This is a genomic window from bacterium, assembly GCA_040753085.1.
GTDB lineage: Bacteria > UBA9089 > JASEGY01 > JASEGY01 > JASEGY01 > JASEGY01.
Window position 1 is genome coordinate 25,286 of the sequence record JBFMHI010000009.1, and the last position, 15,624, is coordinate 40,909.

Annotated in this window: 14 protein-coding genes; 6 read left to right on the top strand and 8 right to left on the bottom strand. The window is 47.6% G+C overall.

Annotation, left to right across the window (positions count from 1 at the left end; translation table 11 throughout):
* Positions 1–186: 186 nt before the first annotated feature.
* The 4 genes from fabF to AB1797_02355 all read left to right on the top strand — a co-directional run bounded on the left by fabF (position 187) and on the right by AB1797_02355 (position 4,011).
* Positions 187–1,443 carry a beta-ketoacyl-ACP synthase II gene (fabF, locus tag AB1797_02340; protein ID MEW5766455.1) on the top strand — a complete coding sequence of 419 codons (1,257 nt, stop codon included), beginning with the start codon at positions 187–189 and terminating at the stop codon, positions 1,441–1,443.
* Positions 1,444–1,837: 394 nt separating this feature from the next.
* Positions 1,838–2,563 (top strand): ribonuclease III, encoded by a 726-nt coding sequence (rnc, locus tag AB1797_02345; GenBank protein ID MEW5766456.1) that lies wholly within the window; start codon positions 1,838–1,840, stop codon positions 2,561–2,563.
* Between the two features lie 19 nt (positions 2,564–2,582).
* Entirely contained in the window at positions 2,583–3,719 is a 1,137-nt protein-coding gene (locus AB1797_02350) for an acyl-CoA dehydrogenase family protein (protein MEW5766457.1), read from the top strand.
* A gap of 91 nt (positions 3,720–3,810) precedes the next feature.
* The gene (locus tag AB1797_02355; protein ID MEW5766458.1) at positions 3,811–4,011 is read left to right on the top strand and encodes a hypothetical protein; all 201 of its coding nucleotides are present in this window, start codon (positions 3,811–3,813) and stop codon (positions 4,009–4,011) included.
* A gap of 6 nt (positions 4,012–4,017) precedes the next feature.
* On the opposite strand, the gene AB1797_02360 is transcribed toward AB1797_02355, so the two are convergent.
* Complete coding sequence (locus tag AB1797_02360) at positions 4,018–4,161, bottom strand: hypothetical protein (GenBank protein MEW5766459.1); 144 nt, start codon at positions 4,159–4,161, stop codon at positions 4,018–4,020.
* A 48-nt stretch (positions 4,162–4,209) separates the two neighbouring features.
* On the opposite strand from AB1797_02360, the gene miaB reads away from it, so the two are divergent.
* Complete coding sequence (gene miaB, locus AB1797_02365; protein MEW5766460.1) at positions 4,210–5,517, top strand: tRNA (N6-isopentenyl adenosine(37)-C2)-methylthiotransferase MiaB; 1,308 nt, start codon at positions 4,210–4,212, stop codon at positions 5,515–5,517.
* Between the two features lie 493 nt (positions 5,518–6,010).
* On the opposite strand, the gene AB1797_02370 is transcribed toward miaB, so the two are convergent.
* From AB1797_02370 to rny, 6 genes are all read right to left on the bottom strand, one after another.
* The gene (locus tag AB1797_02370) at positions 6,011–7,132 is read right to left on the bottom strand and encodes a polysaccharide deacetylase family protein (GenBank protein MEW5766461.1); all 1,122 of its coding nucleotides are present in this window, start codon (positions 7,130–7,132) and stop codon (positions 6,011–6,013) included.
* Between the two features lie 26 nt (positions 7,133–7,158).
* Positions 7,159–7,926: a hypothetical protein gene (locus tag AB1797_02375; GenBank protein ID MEW5766462.1), complete on the bottom strand. Its 768-nt coding sequence runs from the start codon at positions 7,924–7,926 to the stop codon at positions 7,159–7,161.
* Positions 7,927–7,990: 64 nt separating this feature from the next.
* Positions 7,991–8,149 (bottom strand): hypothetical protein, encoded by a 159-nt coding sequence (locus AB1797_02380; GenBank protein MEW5766463.1) that lies wholly within the window; start codon positions 8,147–8,149, stop codon positions 7,991–7,993.
* 193 nt (positions 8,150–8,342) lie between these two features.
* Complete coding sequence (locus AB1797_02385; GenBank protein MEW5766464.1) at positions 8,343–8,624, bottom strand: stage V sporulation protein S; 282 nt, start codon at positions 8,622–8,624, stop codon at positions 8,343–8,345.
* Between the two features lie 78 nt (positions 8,625–8,702).
* Positions 8,703–9,485, bottom strand: a complete 783-nt coding sequence (locus tag AB1797_02390; GenBank protein ID MEW5766465.1) for a TIGR00282 family metallophosphoesterase — start codon at positions 9,483–9,485, stop codon at positions 8,703–8,705.
* Between the two features lie 387 nt (positions 9,486–9,872).
* Complete coding sequence (gene rny, locus AB1797_02395) at positions 9,873–11,426, bottom strand: ribonuclease Y (GenBank protein ID MEW5766466.1); 1,554 nt, start codon at positions 11,424–11,426, stop codon at positions 9,873–9,875.
* A 692-nt stretch (positions 11,427–12,118) separates the two neighbouring features.
* Here rny and AB1797_02400 point away from each other — a divergent pair.
* Positions 12,119–13,297, top strand: a complete 1,179-nt coding sequence (locus tag AB1797_02400; GenBank protein MEW5766467.1) for an FG-GAP-like repeat-containing protein — start codon at positions 12,119–12,121, stop codon at positions 13,295–13,297.
* Positions 13,298–13,523: 226 nt separating this feature from the next.
* On the opposite strand, the gene polX is transcribed toward AB1797_02400, so the two are convergent.
* Complete coding sequence (gene polX / locus AB1797_02405; GenBank protein ID MEW5766468.1) at positions 13,524–15,227, bottom strand: DNA polymerase/3'-5' exonuclease PolX; 1,704 nt, start codon at positions 15,225–15,227, stop codon at positions 13,524–13,526.
* Positions 15,228–15,624: the final 397 nt, after the last annotated feature.

Genomic DNA, 15,624 nt, shown 5'->3' on the forward strand with positions numbered 1-15,624 from the left:
GCTACCACCCCCCTAACCCCTCCCATCAAGGGAGGGGAAGCTTTTATGCCGACGCTGTCGGTACAAAAGGAGATGAAACTTAACCCATAGCACTATAATCTGTAATGAGCTTACTTTTTTAACTTGATTTTGAGTAGATACGAAAGCGGTAATCGGTTATTACTGATTACCGATTACAGGATTATGATGGATACAAAACGTCGGGTAGTAGTTACTGGCCTGGGGGCGATTACGCCTCTGGGAAATACCGTGGAAGAATTTTGGGGTGGTCTTGTCAAGGGGATATCCGGTATAGGCCGGATTAGTCATTTTCCGGTTGATGAGTATTCTTCTAAGATCGCCGCTGAAGTAAAAGATTTTGACGCGGCGGTTTATATTGACTCCAAAGATATTAAGCGCACGGCCAGGTTCACTCAATTTGCCGTTGCCTCGGCTTCTCAGGCCATTGAAGATGCCAAGCTCGAGCTTGGCAGAGAGAACCCAGATCAAATCGGAGTATTGGTGGGTTCCGGCATCGGGGGATTAGATGTAATTGAAGCCCAGCATAATGTTCTTCTTAACCGTGGGCCTCATCGTGTCTCACCTTTTCTTATCCCGATGCAGATTATTAATATGGCCTCGGGGATGATATCCATCTATTTTGGGCTAAAAGGGCCTAATTCGGCGGTAGTTACTGCCTGTGCTTCGGGGACAAATGCTATTGGTGATGCCTTTAGAATCATCCAGCGAGGAGAGGCCGAAGTAATGATTGCCGGCGGCACAGAGGCGGCTATTACCCCCCTGTCCTTTGCCGGCTTTTGTTCTGCCAGGGCCTTATCCACCCGAAACAATGACCCTTCAGGCGCTTCTCGTCCCTTTGAGGGGGGTAGAGATGGCTTTGTAATGGGGGAAGGGGCCGGAATAGTCGTTCTGGAATCCCTGGAACACGCTATTTCCAGGGGAGCTGAGATCTATGCCGAGGTGGTTGGTTACGGTATTTCCGGTGATGCCTATCATATGACCGCCCCTGCTCCCGAAGGAACAGGCGCAGTCAGGGCAATAAAAGCCGCCCTTAATGATGCTGGGATTGAGCCTCAGGAGGTGGATTACATTAATGCCCATGGGACATCAACCGTCCTGAATGACAAATACGAAACAATAGCCATCAAAAGTATTTTTGATCAGTGGGCTTATTCTTTGGCCATATCATCTACCAAATCTATGACCGGTCATCTCCTGGGGGCGGCTGGTGGAATAGAATTTATTGCCGCTGTTCTAACCGTTCAGCATGAACTTATTCCGCCAACTATTAATTACGAGACCCCTGACCCTGAATGTGACCTTGATTATGTGCCGAATGAAGCTCGAAGAGCCAGGGTAAACGTGGCCTTGTCAAGCAGCTTTGGCTTTGGAGGACAAAACGCTATTCTGGCAGTTAGGAAATACGTAACCGTTCAGGTATAGCTGCACGGATTAGCATGGATAAATAACACAGGACAGAAGGCGGAAGTGTAGGGACAGGGGGCTTGTCCCTGTCCGTGCTTGTCCATGTCCGTTCCGTAGACGGACAACCACAAGGGTTGTCCCTACAGCCCTAAGGACAGACCCGAATCACGGACACGGCTCACGGATTTTCCGTGTTTCATCTGTGTGCATCTGTGGCTGAACGGTTACGGAAATACACTAAAGAGGAGGCGGAAGGATAGAAGATGTCTGAAAATTTAGCCGGAGGTATGGAGCGATTAAGTGATTTAGCTTGAAAGCTAATGACTTAATGGGTCAATACCTCTAAGCGGCTCCTTAACTATGTCTAAACCACCTGAGCAGTTACTCCAAAACAAGAAAGGAAGTATTCATCATGGTATCCGATACTAGAAGAGAAGAGCTTAGAAATTTAGAGGCAGCTATTGGGATTGAGTTTAAAAACATTGATCTTTTGAATCAAGCCGTAACCCATAGATCGTATGTTTATGAGGCGGAGGAGGAGAATGTCAATCAAAATGAACGGATGGAATTCCTGGGCGATGTGGTCCTCTCCCTCATCGTCAGTAAATATCTTTATGATTCCTATCCCGACTATGTAGAAGGAGAGTTGGCCAAGATTCGGGCTATTGTAGTCAGTAAACACGTTCTCTCTCAAAGGGCGAAGGCCATTAATCTGGGACAGTATCTCCTTCTGGGTAAAGGGGAGGAAATGACCGGTGGACGAGAGCGGGATTCTATTCTGGTAGATGCTTTTGAGGCGGTTATCGGGGCGCTCTTCCTGGATCAAGGAATTGAATCGGCCCGCACCTTTGTCATGAATCAAGTCAAAGAAGAGATAGAAGTGGTTGACCGGAATGAAGGGCTGCGGGATTATAAAACCCTCCTTCAAGAATATACCCAGAACCGCTTCAAAACCTTACCTCATTATGAAGTGGTGGTAGTTAAGGGGCCGGATCACCGTCAGACCTTTGAAATGAGTGTCTCACTGGCCGGTGAACTTTGGGGTAAAGGGAAAGGAAAGAGTAAGAAAGAGGCAGAACAGAGGGCCGCTTATGAAGCCCTTCGGAAGTTAGAGGAAGAAGGTCAAGAATATAAGTAACAATAATTGGAGGTAAGAAATGAATTTTGATTTTACGGAAGATCAGCAGCTTATTCTTGGAGCAGCCAGAGATATCTGCCGGGAAGAGTTGGCGTCTAAGGCTAACGAGGTAGATAAGAAAGGCGAATTCCCCTGGGATAATGTGAAAACCCTAGCTCAATACGATTTGATGGGTATCCCCATTCCAGAGGAGTACGGTGGGTTGGAATCGGATTTCCTTAGCTGGGCCGCCGTGGGGGAAGAAATATCCAGGGCATGCACCACTACGGGAGCTATTTACGGGGCTAATATGCTCTGTATGTATCCTATCTACCAATTTGGAACTGAGGAACAGAAGCGGAAATACCTGACTCCCTTGGCTAAGGGAGAAGTAATTGGCGCCTTTGGTTTGACTGAACCCAATGCCGGTTCTGATGCGGGGAATGTCCAGACCAGGGCGGTTAAAGACGGCGATGAGTATATCTTGAATGGAACCAAAATCTTTATCACCAATGGCGGCGAGGCTGAAATCTATGTTATTCTTACTTCGACATCTCCTGGAAAAGGGGCCAGAGGAATGAGCGCTTTTATCATAGAGCGAGGCACACCCGGTTTTAGCTTTGGCAGAGATGAGGAAAAGATGGCTTATCCTGCCCTGGCTAATCGGGAGCTGATATTCACTGACTGTCGGGTCCCGGCGGCCAACCTTCTTTCTAAGGAAGGAAGAGGATTTCGGGTGGCGATGGAGACATTGGATGTAGGGCGTATTGGGATGGGTATTGGCGCGGTCGGGCTGGCTCAGGCCGCCTTTGAGGAGGCCGTGAAGTATTCCAAGCAAAGGGTTCAGTTTGGCAAGCCTATTTCGAGCTTCCAGGCTATTCAATTTATGCTGGCTGATATGGTTACTAAAATTGAGGCCGCCCGTCTCCTGATATTAAAAGCGGCTTATCTTAAGGATCATGATAAGCCCTTTTCACAGATCGCCGCCTCTGCTAAGCTCTATGCTTCTGAGGTGGTGATGGAGGTAACTAATAAGGCCGTCCAGATTCACGGCGGATATGGTTATACCCGTGAATATCCGGTGGAGCGTTATTTTAGAGAAGCTAAATTGTTTGAAATAGTCGAGGGAACATCTGAAATCCAACGGGGAGTGATTGCCAACGCCGTGCTTAAGTAATTATCAATATCGCGAATTGCGGATTGCGGATTAAAAAATAGATTGGCGATTCGCAATTCGCAATTCGCGATTATAGAAGAGGTATATTTTTGTGTTCGACTTTGAAACAGGCTACTACCAGAAAAAAGCGCATACATATTGTTGTGAAGACTGTAACTACCGGTGGGAAGTAGAGACTGAATTAGATGAGACTGAGGATGAAGAGATTTCCCTTGATTATGAAGATTCCTTTGATGGTCTTTTCTCCTGGGTTTGTCCTATGTGCGGTAGTAGTTATGTGAGCGAAATATAGGCACAATTATCCATTAATAATTGGTAGCCGTTCAGCCACTAAGGCACAAAGACACAACCTCGATCCTCGATGCTCGATCCTGGATACTGGATCCTTTACCAGCATCGAAGATCGAGCATCGAGCATCGAGCATCGAGCATCCAGCATCATGTGATGAACGGTTACAATTATTGTTAATTGATAATTGTTAACTGATAATTGAAGAGAGTCCATATCATCACCTATGGTTGTCAGATGAATAAGAGCGATTCAGAGATGATGAACGGACTTCTAAGACAGAAAGGGTATTTACCTGCGGCGGCCATAGAGGAAGCCGATCTTATTCTGGTCAATACTTGTAGTGTCAGGGCTCATGCCGAGTCCCGGGCTTTAGGCCGCCTGGGAGAATTAGCCCGCCTGAAACGTAAACGGCCTGATATTATCCTGGGGGTCTGTGGATGTATGGCCGAGCGCCAGAGAGATCATCTGCTCCAGAAAGCCCCTTACCTTGATTTTATTCTTGGTCCACGCCGTTTGGCTGAGCTTCCTGAAATAGTTGACTCAGTTAATAGTAGAAATAGCCCTCTCCTATGCACTGGCCCCGAAAGAGACCCCTCTCCCCCTTCTTTGCATCTTTCCCTTAGAGAAAACAACTTGAAGGCCTGGTTGCCCATAAGCCTTGGTTGTAATAATTTCTGTGCTTACTGCATAGTGCCGAGCTTGCGAGGTCCTTTAAAAAGCCGTGATTCCGGGGAGATTATTAAAGAAGCTGAATCCCTGGCGGAAAATGGCTACCGGGAAGTTACCCTTCTGGGACAAAATGTAAACGCTTACGGTCAGGATAGACCTGGAGAAATTGATTTTGCTGGGCTTTTAGAGCAGCTCAACGCGGTGGCGGGACTAAGCAGGATAAGATTTGCTACTTCTCATCCGAAGGATATCTCCTCCCGAGTAATAGATGCCTTAGCAGATTTGCCCAGCGTATGTGAGGCCCTTCATCTTCCCATTCAAGCCGGATCAAATAATGTTCTCGCCCGGATGAAACGGGGTTATACGGTGGAGCGTTACCTGGAGATAATCTCCCAAATAAGGGAGAAGATACCTAAGATCGCTATCAGCACGGATATCATTGTGGGGTTCCCTGGAGAGACAGAGGATGATTTTGAAGCCACCCTGGCTTTAGTGGAGGAAGCAGGCTTTGATGGGGCCTTTACCTTCAAATATTCTCCCCGACCTGGCACGCCGGCGGCAGAAATGCCCGATCAAATTCCGGAGGAGGTAAGAAAGGCGCGACTCGACAGACTGATCAAGCTCCAAAATCGAATCACCCAACAGAAGAACGAAGCCCTTATTGGCAGCGAGCAGGAGGTTTTAGTGGAGGGGAAGAACCCAAAAAGACCCGGTTTTTTGCTTGGCCGGACCAGGACTGATAAGACCACCACCTTTGCCGGCCATGAAAGCCTGATTGGGCAGATAGTTAATGTTAATATTACTAAAGCTACTACCTGGTGTATTGGTGACTGGTAGTTACAAAATGACGCCCTGTGAAAATCCCAGGTTTTACTACTAAAGCTACTACTGGTGTATTGGTGACTGGTAGTTACAAAATGACGCCCTGTGAAAATCCCAGGTTTTACTACTAAAGCTACTACCTGGTGTATTGGTGACTGGTAGTTACAAAATGACGCCCTGTGAAAATCCCAGGTTTTACTACTAAAGCTACTACCTGGTGTATTGGGGACTGGTAGTTACAAAATGATGCCCTGTGAAAATCCCAGGTTTTACTACTAAAGCTACTACCTGGTGTATTGGTGACTGGTAGTTACAAAATGATGCCCTGTGAAAATCCCAGGTTTTACTACTAAAGCTACTACCTGGTGTATTGGTGACTGGTAGGCCTTGATCATCGTTTTGCCCGTTGGGATAGAGTCCGCTGTCCACATAATAGTCCATCCCGTCCACCGAGTCCACCGTCCACAGTAGCCGAAACAACCACCATCACCGACGGGTAATTCCCCACTCAAAACCTTCGGAAAAAGAGTATATCCGCCAGACCGGACATCTCTACCGCAAAGATAGCCCTGGAGAAGCGGCCGGCCGGGGCGTCAAACTTGCTTTCCATGCCTATCCGTTCCAGGGCATAAGGATCACTTGATCTATCTACCACCCCATAAACACTGGAACAAGCACAAATAAATCCCGCCTCTTTGACCATTTCCTTTACTTCTTCATTGAAATCACCAAAAGGATAGCAAAAAACAGCCACAGGTTTCCCCAATTTTTGCTCTATTTCTTCTTTGGAAGCCGTTATCTCATATCTGGCCTGTTTCGGATCTATCCTGGTTAAAGGAGGGTGAGTTAAGGTATGGGCCCCAAATTCAATCCCGCCGGTATCCATTTCAGCCACCTGTTCCCAGGAAACAGGCAGGCTACGTTCCCAATTTCCCTGCCGCCAATCTATTCGCTGGGAGAGATTATTAACAACGGCCTTGGCCTCTTTGTCATCTAATCTCTTTAGAAGACTCATCAAGTTTTGGAGAAGCTCTATCCGTTGGCTGAAAGTCTCCAGCTTAGCCTGAGTAAGTATCTCCCTAACTTCTTTCGGATAGGCAGGATTAGCGGCTTCTTGATTTATCTCTGATAAACCGGCCCTTCTGACTATCTCCGCCAGTTCATCTCGCCAGGTAATAACTCTTGGTCCTGTATAGCTAGGATTGATGAAAACAGTGGCCTTGGCTCCATACTCTTGGAGAATAGGATAAGCCAGGGTAAAGACATCTTCATAACCATCATCAAAGGTGATAACTACAGACAGAGGCGGCAGCCCACCCTCTCCTTTAAGGCAAGTGGCAGCTTCTTTTAAGGAGATAATTTGATGCCTTTGGGAAAGATAGCGAATCTGGCGCTCAAAATCTTTAACCCTTACCCCAACCTCAAAAGGAAAAGCCTCTTCTCCTTTTTTGAAGTTACTTATCCGGTGGTACTTAAGGACAAAGACCTTTCTTTCTCGGCTTAGCCTGGAGTATATAAATTGGAGAAGGAAAAGGGCCCCACTGTAAAAAAGGCAGGCGCTCCAGGTAATCTTGAATACGTCCCTTATCCACCGGCGGATGGCGGATGGCGGCTTGCGGATTAAATACATTCTTTTTGGGCAGCGTGAACGGCTGGCTAGCTAATTAATCTAAACATCTTGCTGCCTTCTCTATCCTTCAGGTATTCATCTATATATTTCTGCATCATCCCAAATTTATCTTCGTAATACTTGTAGGCCACCTCATCCAGCCTGTCGTAACCCCACAAATTAACATAATATCCCTGGGTAGCCGTATGATAGATTGATTTTTGATGACAAGTAGGTTCTATCTCCTGGTTTTTCCCGGCGGCTTTCATATCCTTTGAATCGACTATTCCCATCTCAAACAAGATTCTATCGGTGTCCAGAGGCTCATCGAATACCGGAGAACTGTACTTGACGCCGTAGGTCGCGTAGAATTTTTTATGGAATTGCATAAACCTTAGAGTTTCAGAGGGGTATGTTCTCTCCCTGGCTCGATTAGCCCCATCACAGGCCTGGCCAAGTTTATTATCTAAACAGTGAACCAGTGTTCTGGTATGCATCGCCACCTTGCAGATAGTACACATCGCCAGATTGAAAAATCCGTGTTTAAAGATATCTCTCAGATACCTTCCGTAAAGTAACTCCCGGAACATCTTATCCAGATTAATAATCTGATGGACAAATCTTGTCCGGGGGAATTTCTCCCTGAGCCGGTCTACATTGACCTTAGTAGTATCTAACCTTATCGCTCCCAGGTGATAATATGAAAGGAGGTGTATCTCGTCACAATCTTTGGCCATTAAAGCAGCCGCATAAGTGGAATCACATCCCCCTGAATACAGGACAGCCGCTTTATTATCATTCAGTCCGGAGTTCATCTTTATCTCCTTTTCACCTTATTCCTCATTCCTCGAAGGTTTTTACCGGAAAATTCCTCTAACGTTAAAAGAGGGCATTTATGGTCTCTTTAAATCTGACCAGAATATGCGAATATTTCTTACGAGCTTTGTAAGGAAGTAATAAGGCGATGGTACAGACAGCCGAGGCAAAAAGAGCTACCACTATCTTAAGCCCCCATCTCAGTGGTTTATTTTCTATCATTTTAGGCCCTCCTGCTTGAGTTTTCTTGGTGGCCTATGGGCATTGCACCGTCGGCGTAAATTCCTGGTCGATTTGGAGTCGGGTAGGAATAAGGCTTCCAGGGTTCAAGTGAATATTAACACAAACCCACCCCTGAACCCTTGAATCCTCGAACCATGCTGAAACCGGGCAGGAACTTCCGCCAAGAGCTGTCCTATCCACTTTCCCTGCTCTGGAACCTGGGCTGAACGATAAGCCTTATAGCTGTCCGCTCCTGGTCGCCAATAGTTACATCCTGAAAAGCTGGTATGCAAATCAGGTCTATTCCACCCGGGGCCACAAAACCTCTGGCTATGGCTATGGCTTTAATAGCCTGATTAAGGGCGCCTGCCCCAATGACCTGAACTTCTACTGACCCCCTTTCCCTTACAATTCCTGCTAATGCTCCGGCAACTGAGTTTGGCTTTGAGTGCGATGACACCTTCAGGACTTGCATCATCCCCCTCCTTTTTCATATTATTGCTGTAATTATTCTGCGTTTAGGCGTTGAAGTCATTGAAACGCATAACCTAAGTTATTCTAATGAGAGTTGAATCCTCTTAATACCCGTAGCCTTGCCAGTAGATTCATCTATTTCCACGATGGCTCCACAAAACTGACCTGCCCCGTCAGCCGTCTCAAGCCTTAAGGGAAGTTGGGTAAGGAATCTCCTGATGGCGATATCCTTCTTTACCCCGATGACGGAATCAGTCGGCCCGGTCATGCCAATATCGGTAATATAGGCCGTCCCCCCAGGGAGAATCTTTTCATCCGCGGTTGGGACATGGGTATGAGTTCCGATAATCGCACTAACCTGGCCATCTAAATACCAGCCCAGGGCAATTTTTTCTGAGGTGGCTTCAGAGTGAATATCTATAACTATATTAGGGGTATGCTCCCTTAGCCGTTTTATCTCTTCTTTAGCTGTCCGAAAAGGACATTCTAACTCCTGAAGAAACACCCGGCCGGATAGATTGATCACCGCCAGTGAAAAGCCGTTCGCCAGACTAAAAAGGGCCGATCCCCGACCCGGCACACCTTTAGGATAATTAAGCGGTCTGAGCAGCCTCTCTTCTTCATCTATGATCTGATATATCTCCTTTTTGCTCCAGATATGATTTCCACCGGTTAAACAATCAACCCCATAAGAGAATATCTGACGGGCAATCTTTGGCGTAAGGCCAAAACCACCGGCTGCATTCTCTCCATTAGCCACCACGAAATCTATCTGCTCAGATTGTCTGACTTGCGGTAAAAGGTGGGAGAGCAACCTGCGACCCACCTTGCCCACCACATCTCCCACTATTAAAATCTTCAATCTTTCTCTTTATCCTCCCGTTTCCTGCTATGGCCTTGTTCATTGTTTCGGCCACTCATAACTTAATCGCGAATCGCGGATCGCGAATTGCGAATTAAAAAATAGGTAACCGTTCAGCCACAGATGCACACAGATGAAACACGGAAAATCCGTGAGCCGTGTCCGTGATTAGGGTCTGTCCTTAGGCTGTAGGGACAACCCTTGTGGTTGTCCGTCTACGGAACGGACATGGACAAGCACGGACAGGGACAAGCCCTGTCCCTACACTTCCGCCTTCTGTCCTGTGTTATTTATCCGTGCTAATTCGTGCATACCTGAACGGTTACAAAAATAGATTCGAGATTCGCGATTAACGATTCAATAAGTGGCCGAAACGATGACCTCGCCTTACTTAGCATACTTTACAAAGCGAGTTTCTCTAATGACCGTCACCTTAATTTGACCTGGGTATTCCAGCTCAACTTCAATCTTCTTGGCAATCTCCATGGCCAAAACAGCCGACTCATCATCGCTTATATCCTCACTTTGAACTATCACCCGCACCTCGCGTCCCGCCTGAATAGCATAAGCCTTCTCTACCCCCCTAAAAGAAGCCGCGATTCCCTCCAACTTTTCCAGGCGTTTGACGTATGTTTCCAGGTTCTCTCTTCGGGCGCCCGGTCGAGCCGCCGAGATGGCGTCGGCGGCCTGAATGAGCACAGCTTCAACGGTTCTGGGTGATTCTTCCATATGATGAGAGGCAATAGCATTAACGATGGTCTTTGACTCACCCAATTTTCTGGCTATATCTGCCCCGATAAGGGCATGGGGGCCTTCTACTTCAGCATCAATGGCCTTGCCTAAATCATGAAGCAAACCCGCCCGTTTAACCAGGGCCACATTAGCCCCTAACTCAGAAGCCATAAGAGTCCCCAGCCTGGCCACTTCCTTGGAATGGGCCAGGACATTCTGTCCAAAGCTGGTTCTATATCTAAGCTTACCCAAAAGACGAATAGACTCAGCCGGAAGGCCCTGAACCCCCATATCAATGGCCGCCTGTTCACCCTCTTCTTTAATGCTTCGTTCGATATCTTCCTTGGCTTTGGCCACTACCTCTTCAATCCTGGTCGGATGAATTCGGCCATCGGAGATCAATTTCTCTAAGGCCACCTTGGCTATTTCCCGCCGGATAGTATCAAAACCGGAAAGGATAACCGCCTCAGGGGTATCATCGATGATAAGATCAACACCGGTTAAGGTCTCCAAGGTGCGAATATTCCTGCCTTCTCGGCCGATAATTCGCCCCTTCATCTCGTCAGAGGGCAGAGAAACCACTGAGACAGTGCTTTCCATCGTGTGCTCAGCCGCACACCGCTGGATAGCCTGAGTAATTATTTCTCGCGCCTTTCTATCACCTGTTTCTCTGGCCTCTTCTTCAATCTGACGGATAAGTTTAGCCGCCTCATGTCGGCTCTCCACCTCAATGTTTCTTAAAAGAATCCTCTTGGCGTCCTCAGTAGATAATCCGGATATTTGCTCTAACTGTTTTCGCTGTTCTTCCCGAAGTTGCTTGACCTCTTCTTCTTGTTTGGCTAAGTCTTGCTCCTGCTTGAGCACCGCCTTCTGTTTCTTGGATAGATCTTCTATTTTTCGATCAATATTTTCTTCCTTTTGGAGAAGACGAGACTCTAATCGTTGAGTTTCACCCCGGCGCGATCTAGTCTCCCGTTCAAACTCCGTTCGCTCACGGTATATCTCCTCTTTAGCTTCAAGGAGCGCTTCCTTCTTTATGGCTTCTCCTTTCTCTTTACTTTCGGCGATGATCTGTTCGGCTATTTTCTCCGCCTGACCAATCTTGATCTTGGTGATATATTTTCGATAGAAATAACCAAAAGTAATGCCACTTATAAGAGAAAAGAGAATAACTATTACAAAAAATGGATAATTGTCTATAGCTTTCACCTCCTTACCCTATAAAATTTTCTTTAAAATCAGCTCGTTCTATCTCGACAGTTAAAAGTTCTGGCTCAACGTGGATTCGAGAGGTAAACGCCCTCAGGTATCAGGTGTCAGGCATCACTGGTTAGCTCACTGTTGACGGCTGACACCTGATACCTGAACACTTACAATATTACCCCACGAATTCACGTTGACCCAAAGTTCTACACAAGTCATTGGTATTGTGGGCTTTTGCAGGCCTGATCGCCTTTTGAGGCAAGCGCCTTATTTTGAAGGGGTTAGGCTTGGAAGCGCACGAGAACTTTTAACTCTCGAGTTCTATTTTATACCTATTAAATGGATATGTCAAGATATAAAAATAAAAAGTTTGACCTTTTCTTTTTTTTGTGGTATAATGATGGCGTTTTAATCTTGGAACCAGTTTGATTTCAAAAAGTTGCAGTAACTACTCAGCCCTCATTTGAAACACAGATGGTTCTTTGGTATTTGCCGTGGTGCGTGTGATGTTAAGCCTGCATATTGTGGACAAGCCGCCTGCTACTGCAATATGTTGTGTGGCTACAAGGTCACTGAGGGCAATACCACGGGAAATACCAAAGAGCCACACAGATTACACAGATTATCCAGAGGGCCCATCTGTGTTTCTCTTTTTGTCCGGCTGAGTAATGACGAGTGGCCAAAGGAGGATAAATGGCATGAGGACAAGAAAACTCAAGCTTTGTTTACTTATATTGATTTTCCTCCTTCATGCCGGGGGCGGGCGGGCTGAAATTACCAACCAACCAGGCTGGCCTATATCTACTAATGATTGGATTACCTCCTCTATTACCTTAGGTGATATAGATAAAGATGGAAATCCGGAGGTGGTGGTGGGCTCATGGAATGGCAAAATATACGTATTTGAACCGGATGGGTCATCGCCTCCCGGATGGCCGGTAAAACTGAAGGCTTATGTCTCATCCTCTCCTGTTTTAGGCGATGTAGACGGGGATTATTCACCGGAAGTAGTGGCTGCCTCAGCCGAAGGAGAAGTCTATGCCTGGACCGGCCAGGGGAAGCTTCTCCCTGGCTGGCCTGTTTCTTTTAATCGGCCGGGGCGTAATTTTCTGAAGCTGGATGAACTTGATGGGGAAAAGGGCTACGAAGTAATTATTGGACTGGCTGATGGAGAAGTAGCCGCGATTCGAGGGACAGGAGAAAAAATAACCTCCTTAAAAGACGATCAATGGGTCTATTCCTGTGGCGCTGATATTAATGGAGATGGAAATAAGGAGTTTATTACCGCCTTAGCCAACGGAGAGGTGAAGGTCTGTCGGGAAAATGGGGAGGCCGCGCCTGGTTGGCCGGTAAATATTGGCGCCTGGATTAATTCCACCCCGGCTCTGGCCGACCTGAATGGAGACGACCGGATAGAAATAGTAATCGGTTGTAGAGATAACCAGGTTTATGTGTTAAATAGTGAAGGGAAAATACTTCCCGGATGGCCACAGCTTACCGGAGACTGGATTGAGGCCTCTCCACTTATCGGAGATATAGATGGGGATAATAAGGTTGAAATTTTGGCCGTCTCCTTTGACCATAAGATTTATGCCTGGGAGACAGATGGAAGATTGGTTCCAGGTTTCCCCATAGAAATAGGGGCAAGTATTTATTCCACTCCCGGCTTAGGTGATATTGATGGAGATAGGGCGCTCGAACTAATTGTCGCCTCCTTAGACGGACGAATTTACTGTTTTGACCTGGGGGCAGATAGTTTTAAGGGTGAAGAATTAATTCCCTGGCCTATGTTTAGAAGAGATGCCATTCATAGCGGCCTATTTCAAAGGCCACTGTTCACCCCGGATGCCTCCCGGAATAACACTGATCTCAAATAACCGTCCTTGTCTTCCTGGCTCAGGAAGCAAATCAGACGCTTTGGTAGACTCCACCGTCCACCTAGTCCACACCGTCCACCTAGTCCACATCGTCCACCTAGTCCACATCGTCCACCTAGTCCACACCGTCCACCTAGTCCACATCGTCCATAGACAGCAGTTTGCCGTCTATGGACCGTGAACCGTGGACCGTCTTAGAGCGGCCGAAACCATAAACAAGGCCCATTTACCAATCACCGCTTACCAATCGATCCAGAGAAAAGGTATTAAGAATATTAGCCGGCTCAAGCCAGCCCCGGCGGGCTACACCGACTCCAAATCGCATCATTTCGAGTTGAGAGAGGGCGTGGCTGTCAGTCGAAATAGCCAATTTGACTCCAAGTTCTTTGGCCCGCCGGCAGTTTATATCGTCCAGGTCCAGGCGTTCGTGATAAGCGTTTATCTCGAGGACAGTGCCGGTCTTAGCCGCCCCTTTTATGACCTTCTCTATGTCCACGGCATATCCCTCCCGGGATGAGATAAGCCGACCGGTAGGATGGGCAATAATATCTACGTGGGGGTTCTCCATCGCCCGGCAGATTCGCTCCGTCACATTGTGCTTGAATCCGGAATGGACGGCCGCCACTACTATATCAAATCCGGCAAGGATATCATCAGGGTAATCCAGGGTCCCATCGGCCCTTATGTCAACCTCTGTTCCAACCAGGAGCTTAAACCCTTTTAGTTGACTATTTATCCTGGCTATCTCTTCGGCCCGCTCCTTGAGCCGCTCTTCAGAAAGACCACCCGCATATCTGGCCAGAGGGGAATGATCGCAGAGGAGAATATATTCATAACCCATTTCCCGGCCTCTTTGGGCTATATCTGTCAGGGAAGAAAAACCATCACTGTATCGGGTGTGCACATGAAAATCACCCTTGATATCCTTAAGTTCGACTAAACCAGGCAGCCTATCTTCAAGGGCGGCTTCAATTTCGCCTCTATCTTCTCTAACCTCCGGCGGTATCCAGGGCAGCCCCAAGGTCTGGTAGACCTCTGACTCCTCAGCGCCGGCTATTTTCGTCTTTCCTTCAAAGACACCGTATTCGTTGATCTTAAGGCCTTTGGCCCTGGCCCTCTCCCGAAGTTTGATGTTATGTGCCTTGGAACCAGTGAAGTACTGACTGGCTGCTCCAAATGACCCGGCTTCAACTACCCTCAGATCAACCTGAACCCCTTCGTGGGTAATAATTGACCCCTTGGTCTGGCCAGCCGCCAGGACCTCCTCTACCTGAGGCAATTGGGTAAAAAACCGGACTATCTCCTCCCCTGACTCGCCGGACACCAGGATATCAATATCGCCTACTGTTTCTTTCATTCGTCTGAGGCTTCCGGCCGGTGAGACCCTGACCACTTCCTTCAGACCCTCCAGCTCGGATATTATCTCCTCTACCAGGGGCAGGGCCACGCCTAATAAAAGTCGCTCCTGGGATGTTTGATATAACTTTATCCCCCGACGGATATTATCTACCTTTTTCTCACCCATACCAGGAAGAGCCGCCAGGCTTCCGTCATTGACTACCTTTTTCAGGTCTTCCAGGTCCCTGACCCCAAGTTTGCGAAAGGCCATGGCCAGAGTTTTAGGCCCGAGATCCTGAATCTTCAAAAGATCCACCAGACCTTCAGGGATTTCCCGCTTAGCCTCTTCGTAAGTATTTATCTCACCGGTTGTAAGATATTCTTCAATTCTTTCGGCGATGCCTTTCCCTATCCCCGGTATTTCAGTTAATCTCCCCTCCCTCCAGATCACCTCGATGTCTTCGGTCAGATCGCCAATGACACGCACCACCTTTCGGTAGGCATTCACCTTAAATTGATTCTCACCCTTGATTTCCAGGATGTCACCCAACCGCTGAAGGATAGAGGCTACTGGTTGATTCTTTGTAATCATGGCATATTTCGGCCTGATTCATCGTTTCGGCCATTGTCTCAGTTTCGAGTTTCTGGTTTAGAAAAGGGCGAAATTCCTAAACCGTTCAGGTAGTCTGGTGTCTTGGTGTCTGGTAGCCTGGTATTTATTAGACCACCAGGCACCAGACGACACCCTGTGTCTTCCCAAAACCTAAGTGCCATCAGTATACTTTATTTATGGGATAATTGCAACATAAAATTTGCCTGGCCGTAAGATTTCAGTTCAGCCGACCGCTTCGCGGTCGGCGGTACGGCGCGGCGGGCTTCGCCCGCTTGTTCGGCCTTGCTCGCTTACGCTCGCGGCGGCCGAACAAGCGGCTGGAGCCGATGCTCGCATCGGCGAGCAAGCTCGCCTCCGCTCGCACGGCTCAGCCGCC

Excerpts from the sequence above, each read along its gene's own strand:
- AB1797_02385 (MEW5766464.1), bottom strand. The coding sequence starts at position 8,624 with ATGCAAGTCCTGAAGGTGTCATCGCACTCAAAGCCAAACTCAGTTGCC.
- AB1797_02360 (MEW5766459.1), bottom strand. The coding sequence starts at position 4,161 with ATGATGCTGGATGCTCGATGCTCGATGCTCGATGCTCGATCTTCGATG.
- polX (MEW5766468.1), bottom strand. The coding sequence starts at position 15,227 with ATGATTACAAAGAATCAACCAGTAGCCTCTATCCTTCAGCGGTTGGGT.
- AB1797_02380 (MEW5766463.1), bottom strand. The coding sequence starts at position 8,149 with ATGATAGAAAATAAACCACTGAGATGGGGGCTTAAGATAGTGGTAGCT.
- AB1797_02350 (MEW5766457.1), top strand. The coding sequence starts at position 2,583 with ATGAATTTTGATTTTACGGAAGATCAGCAGCTTATTCTTGGAGCAGCC.
- AB1797_02375 (MEW5766462.1), bottom strand. The coding sequence starts at position 7,926 with ATGAACTCCGGACTGAATGATAATAAAGCGGCTGTCCTGTATTCAGGG.
- AB1797_02370 (MEW5766461.1), bottom strand. The coding sequence starts at position 7,132 with ATGTATTTAATCCGCAAGCCGCCATCCGCCATCCGCCGGTGGATAAGG.
- AB1797_02400 (MEW5766467.1), top strand. The coding sequence starts at position 12,119 with ATGAGGACAAGAAAACTCAAGCTTTGTTTACTTATATTGATTTTCCTC.
- rnc (MEW5766456.1), top strand. The coding sequence starts at position 1,838 with ATGGTATCCGATACTAGAAGAGAAGAGCTTAGAAATTTAGAGGCAGCT.
- fabF (MEW5766455.1), top strand. The coding sequence starts at position 187 with ATGGATACAAAACGTCGGGTAGTAGTTACTGGCCTGGGGGCGATTACG.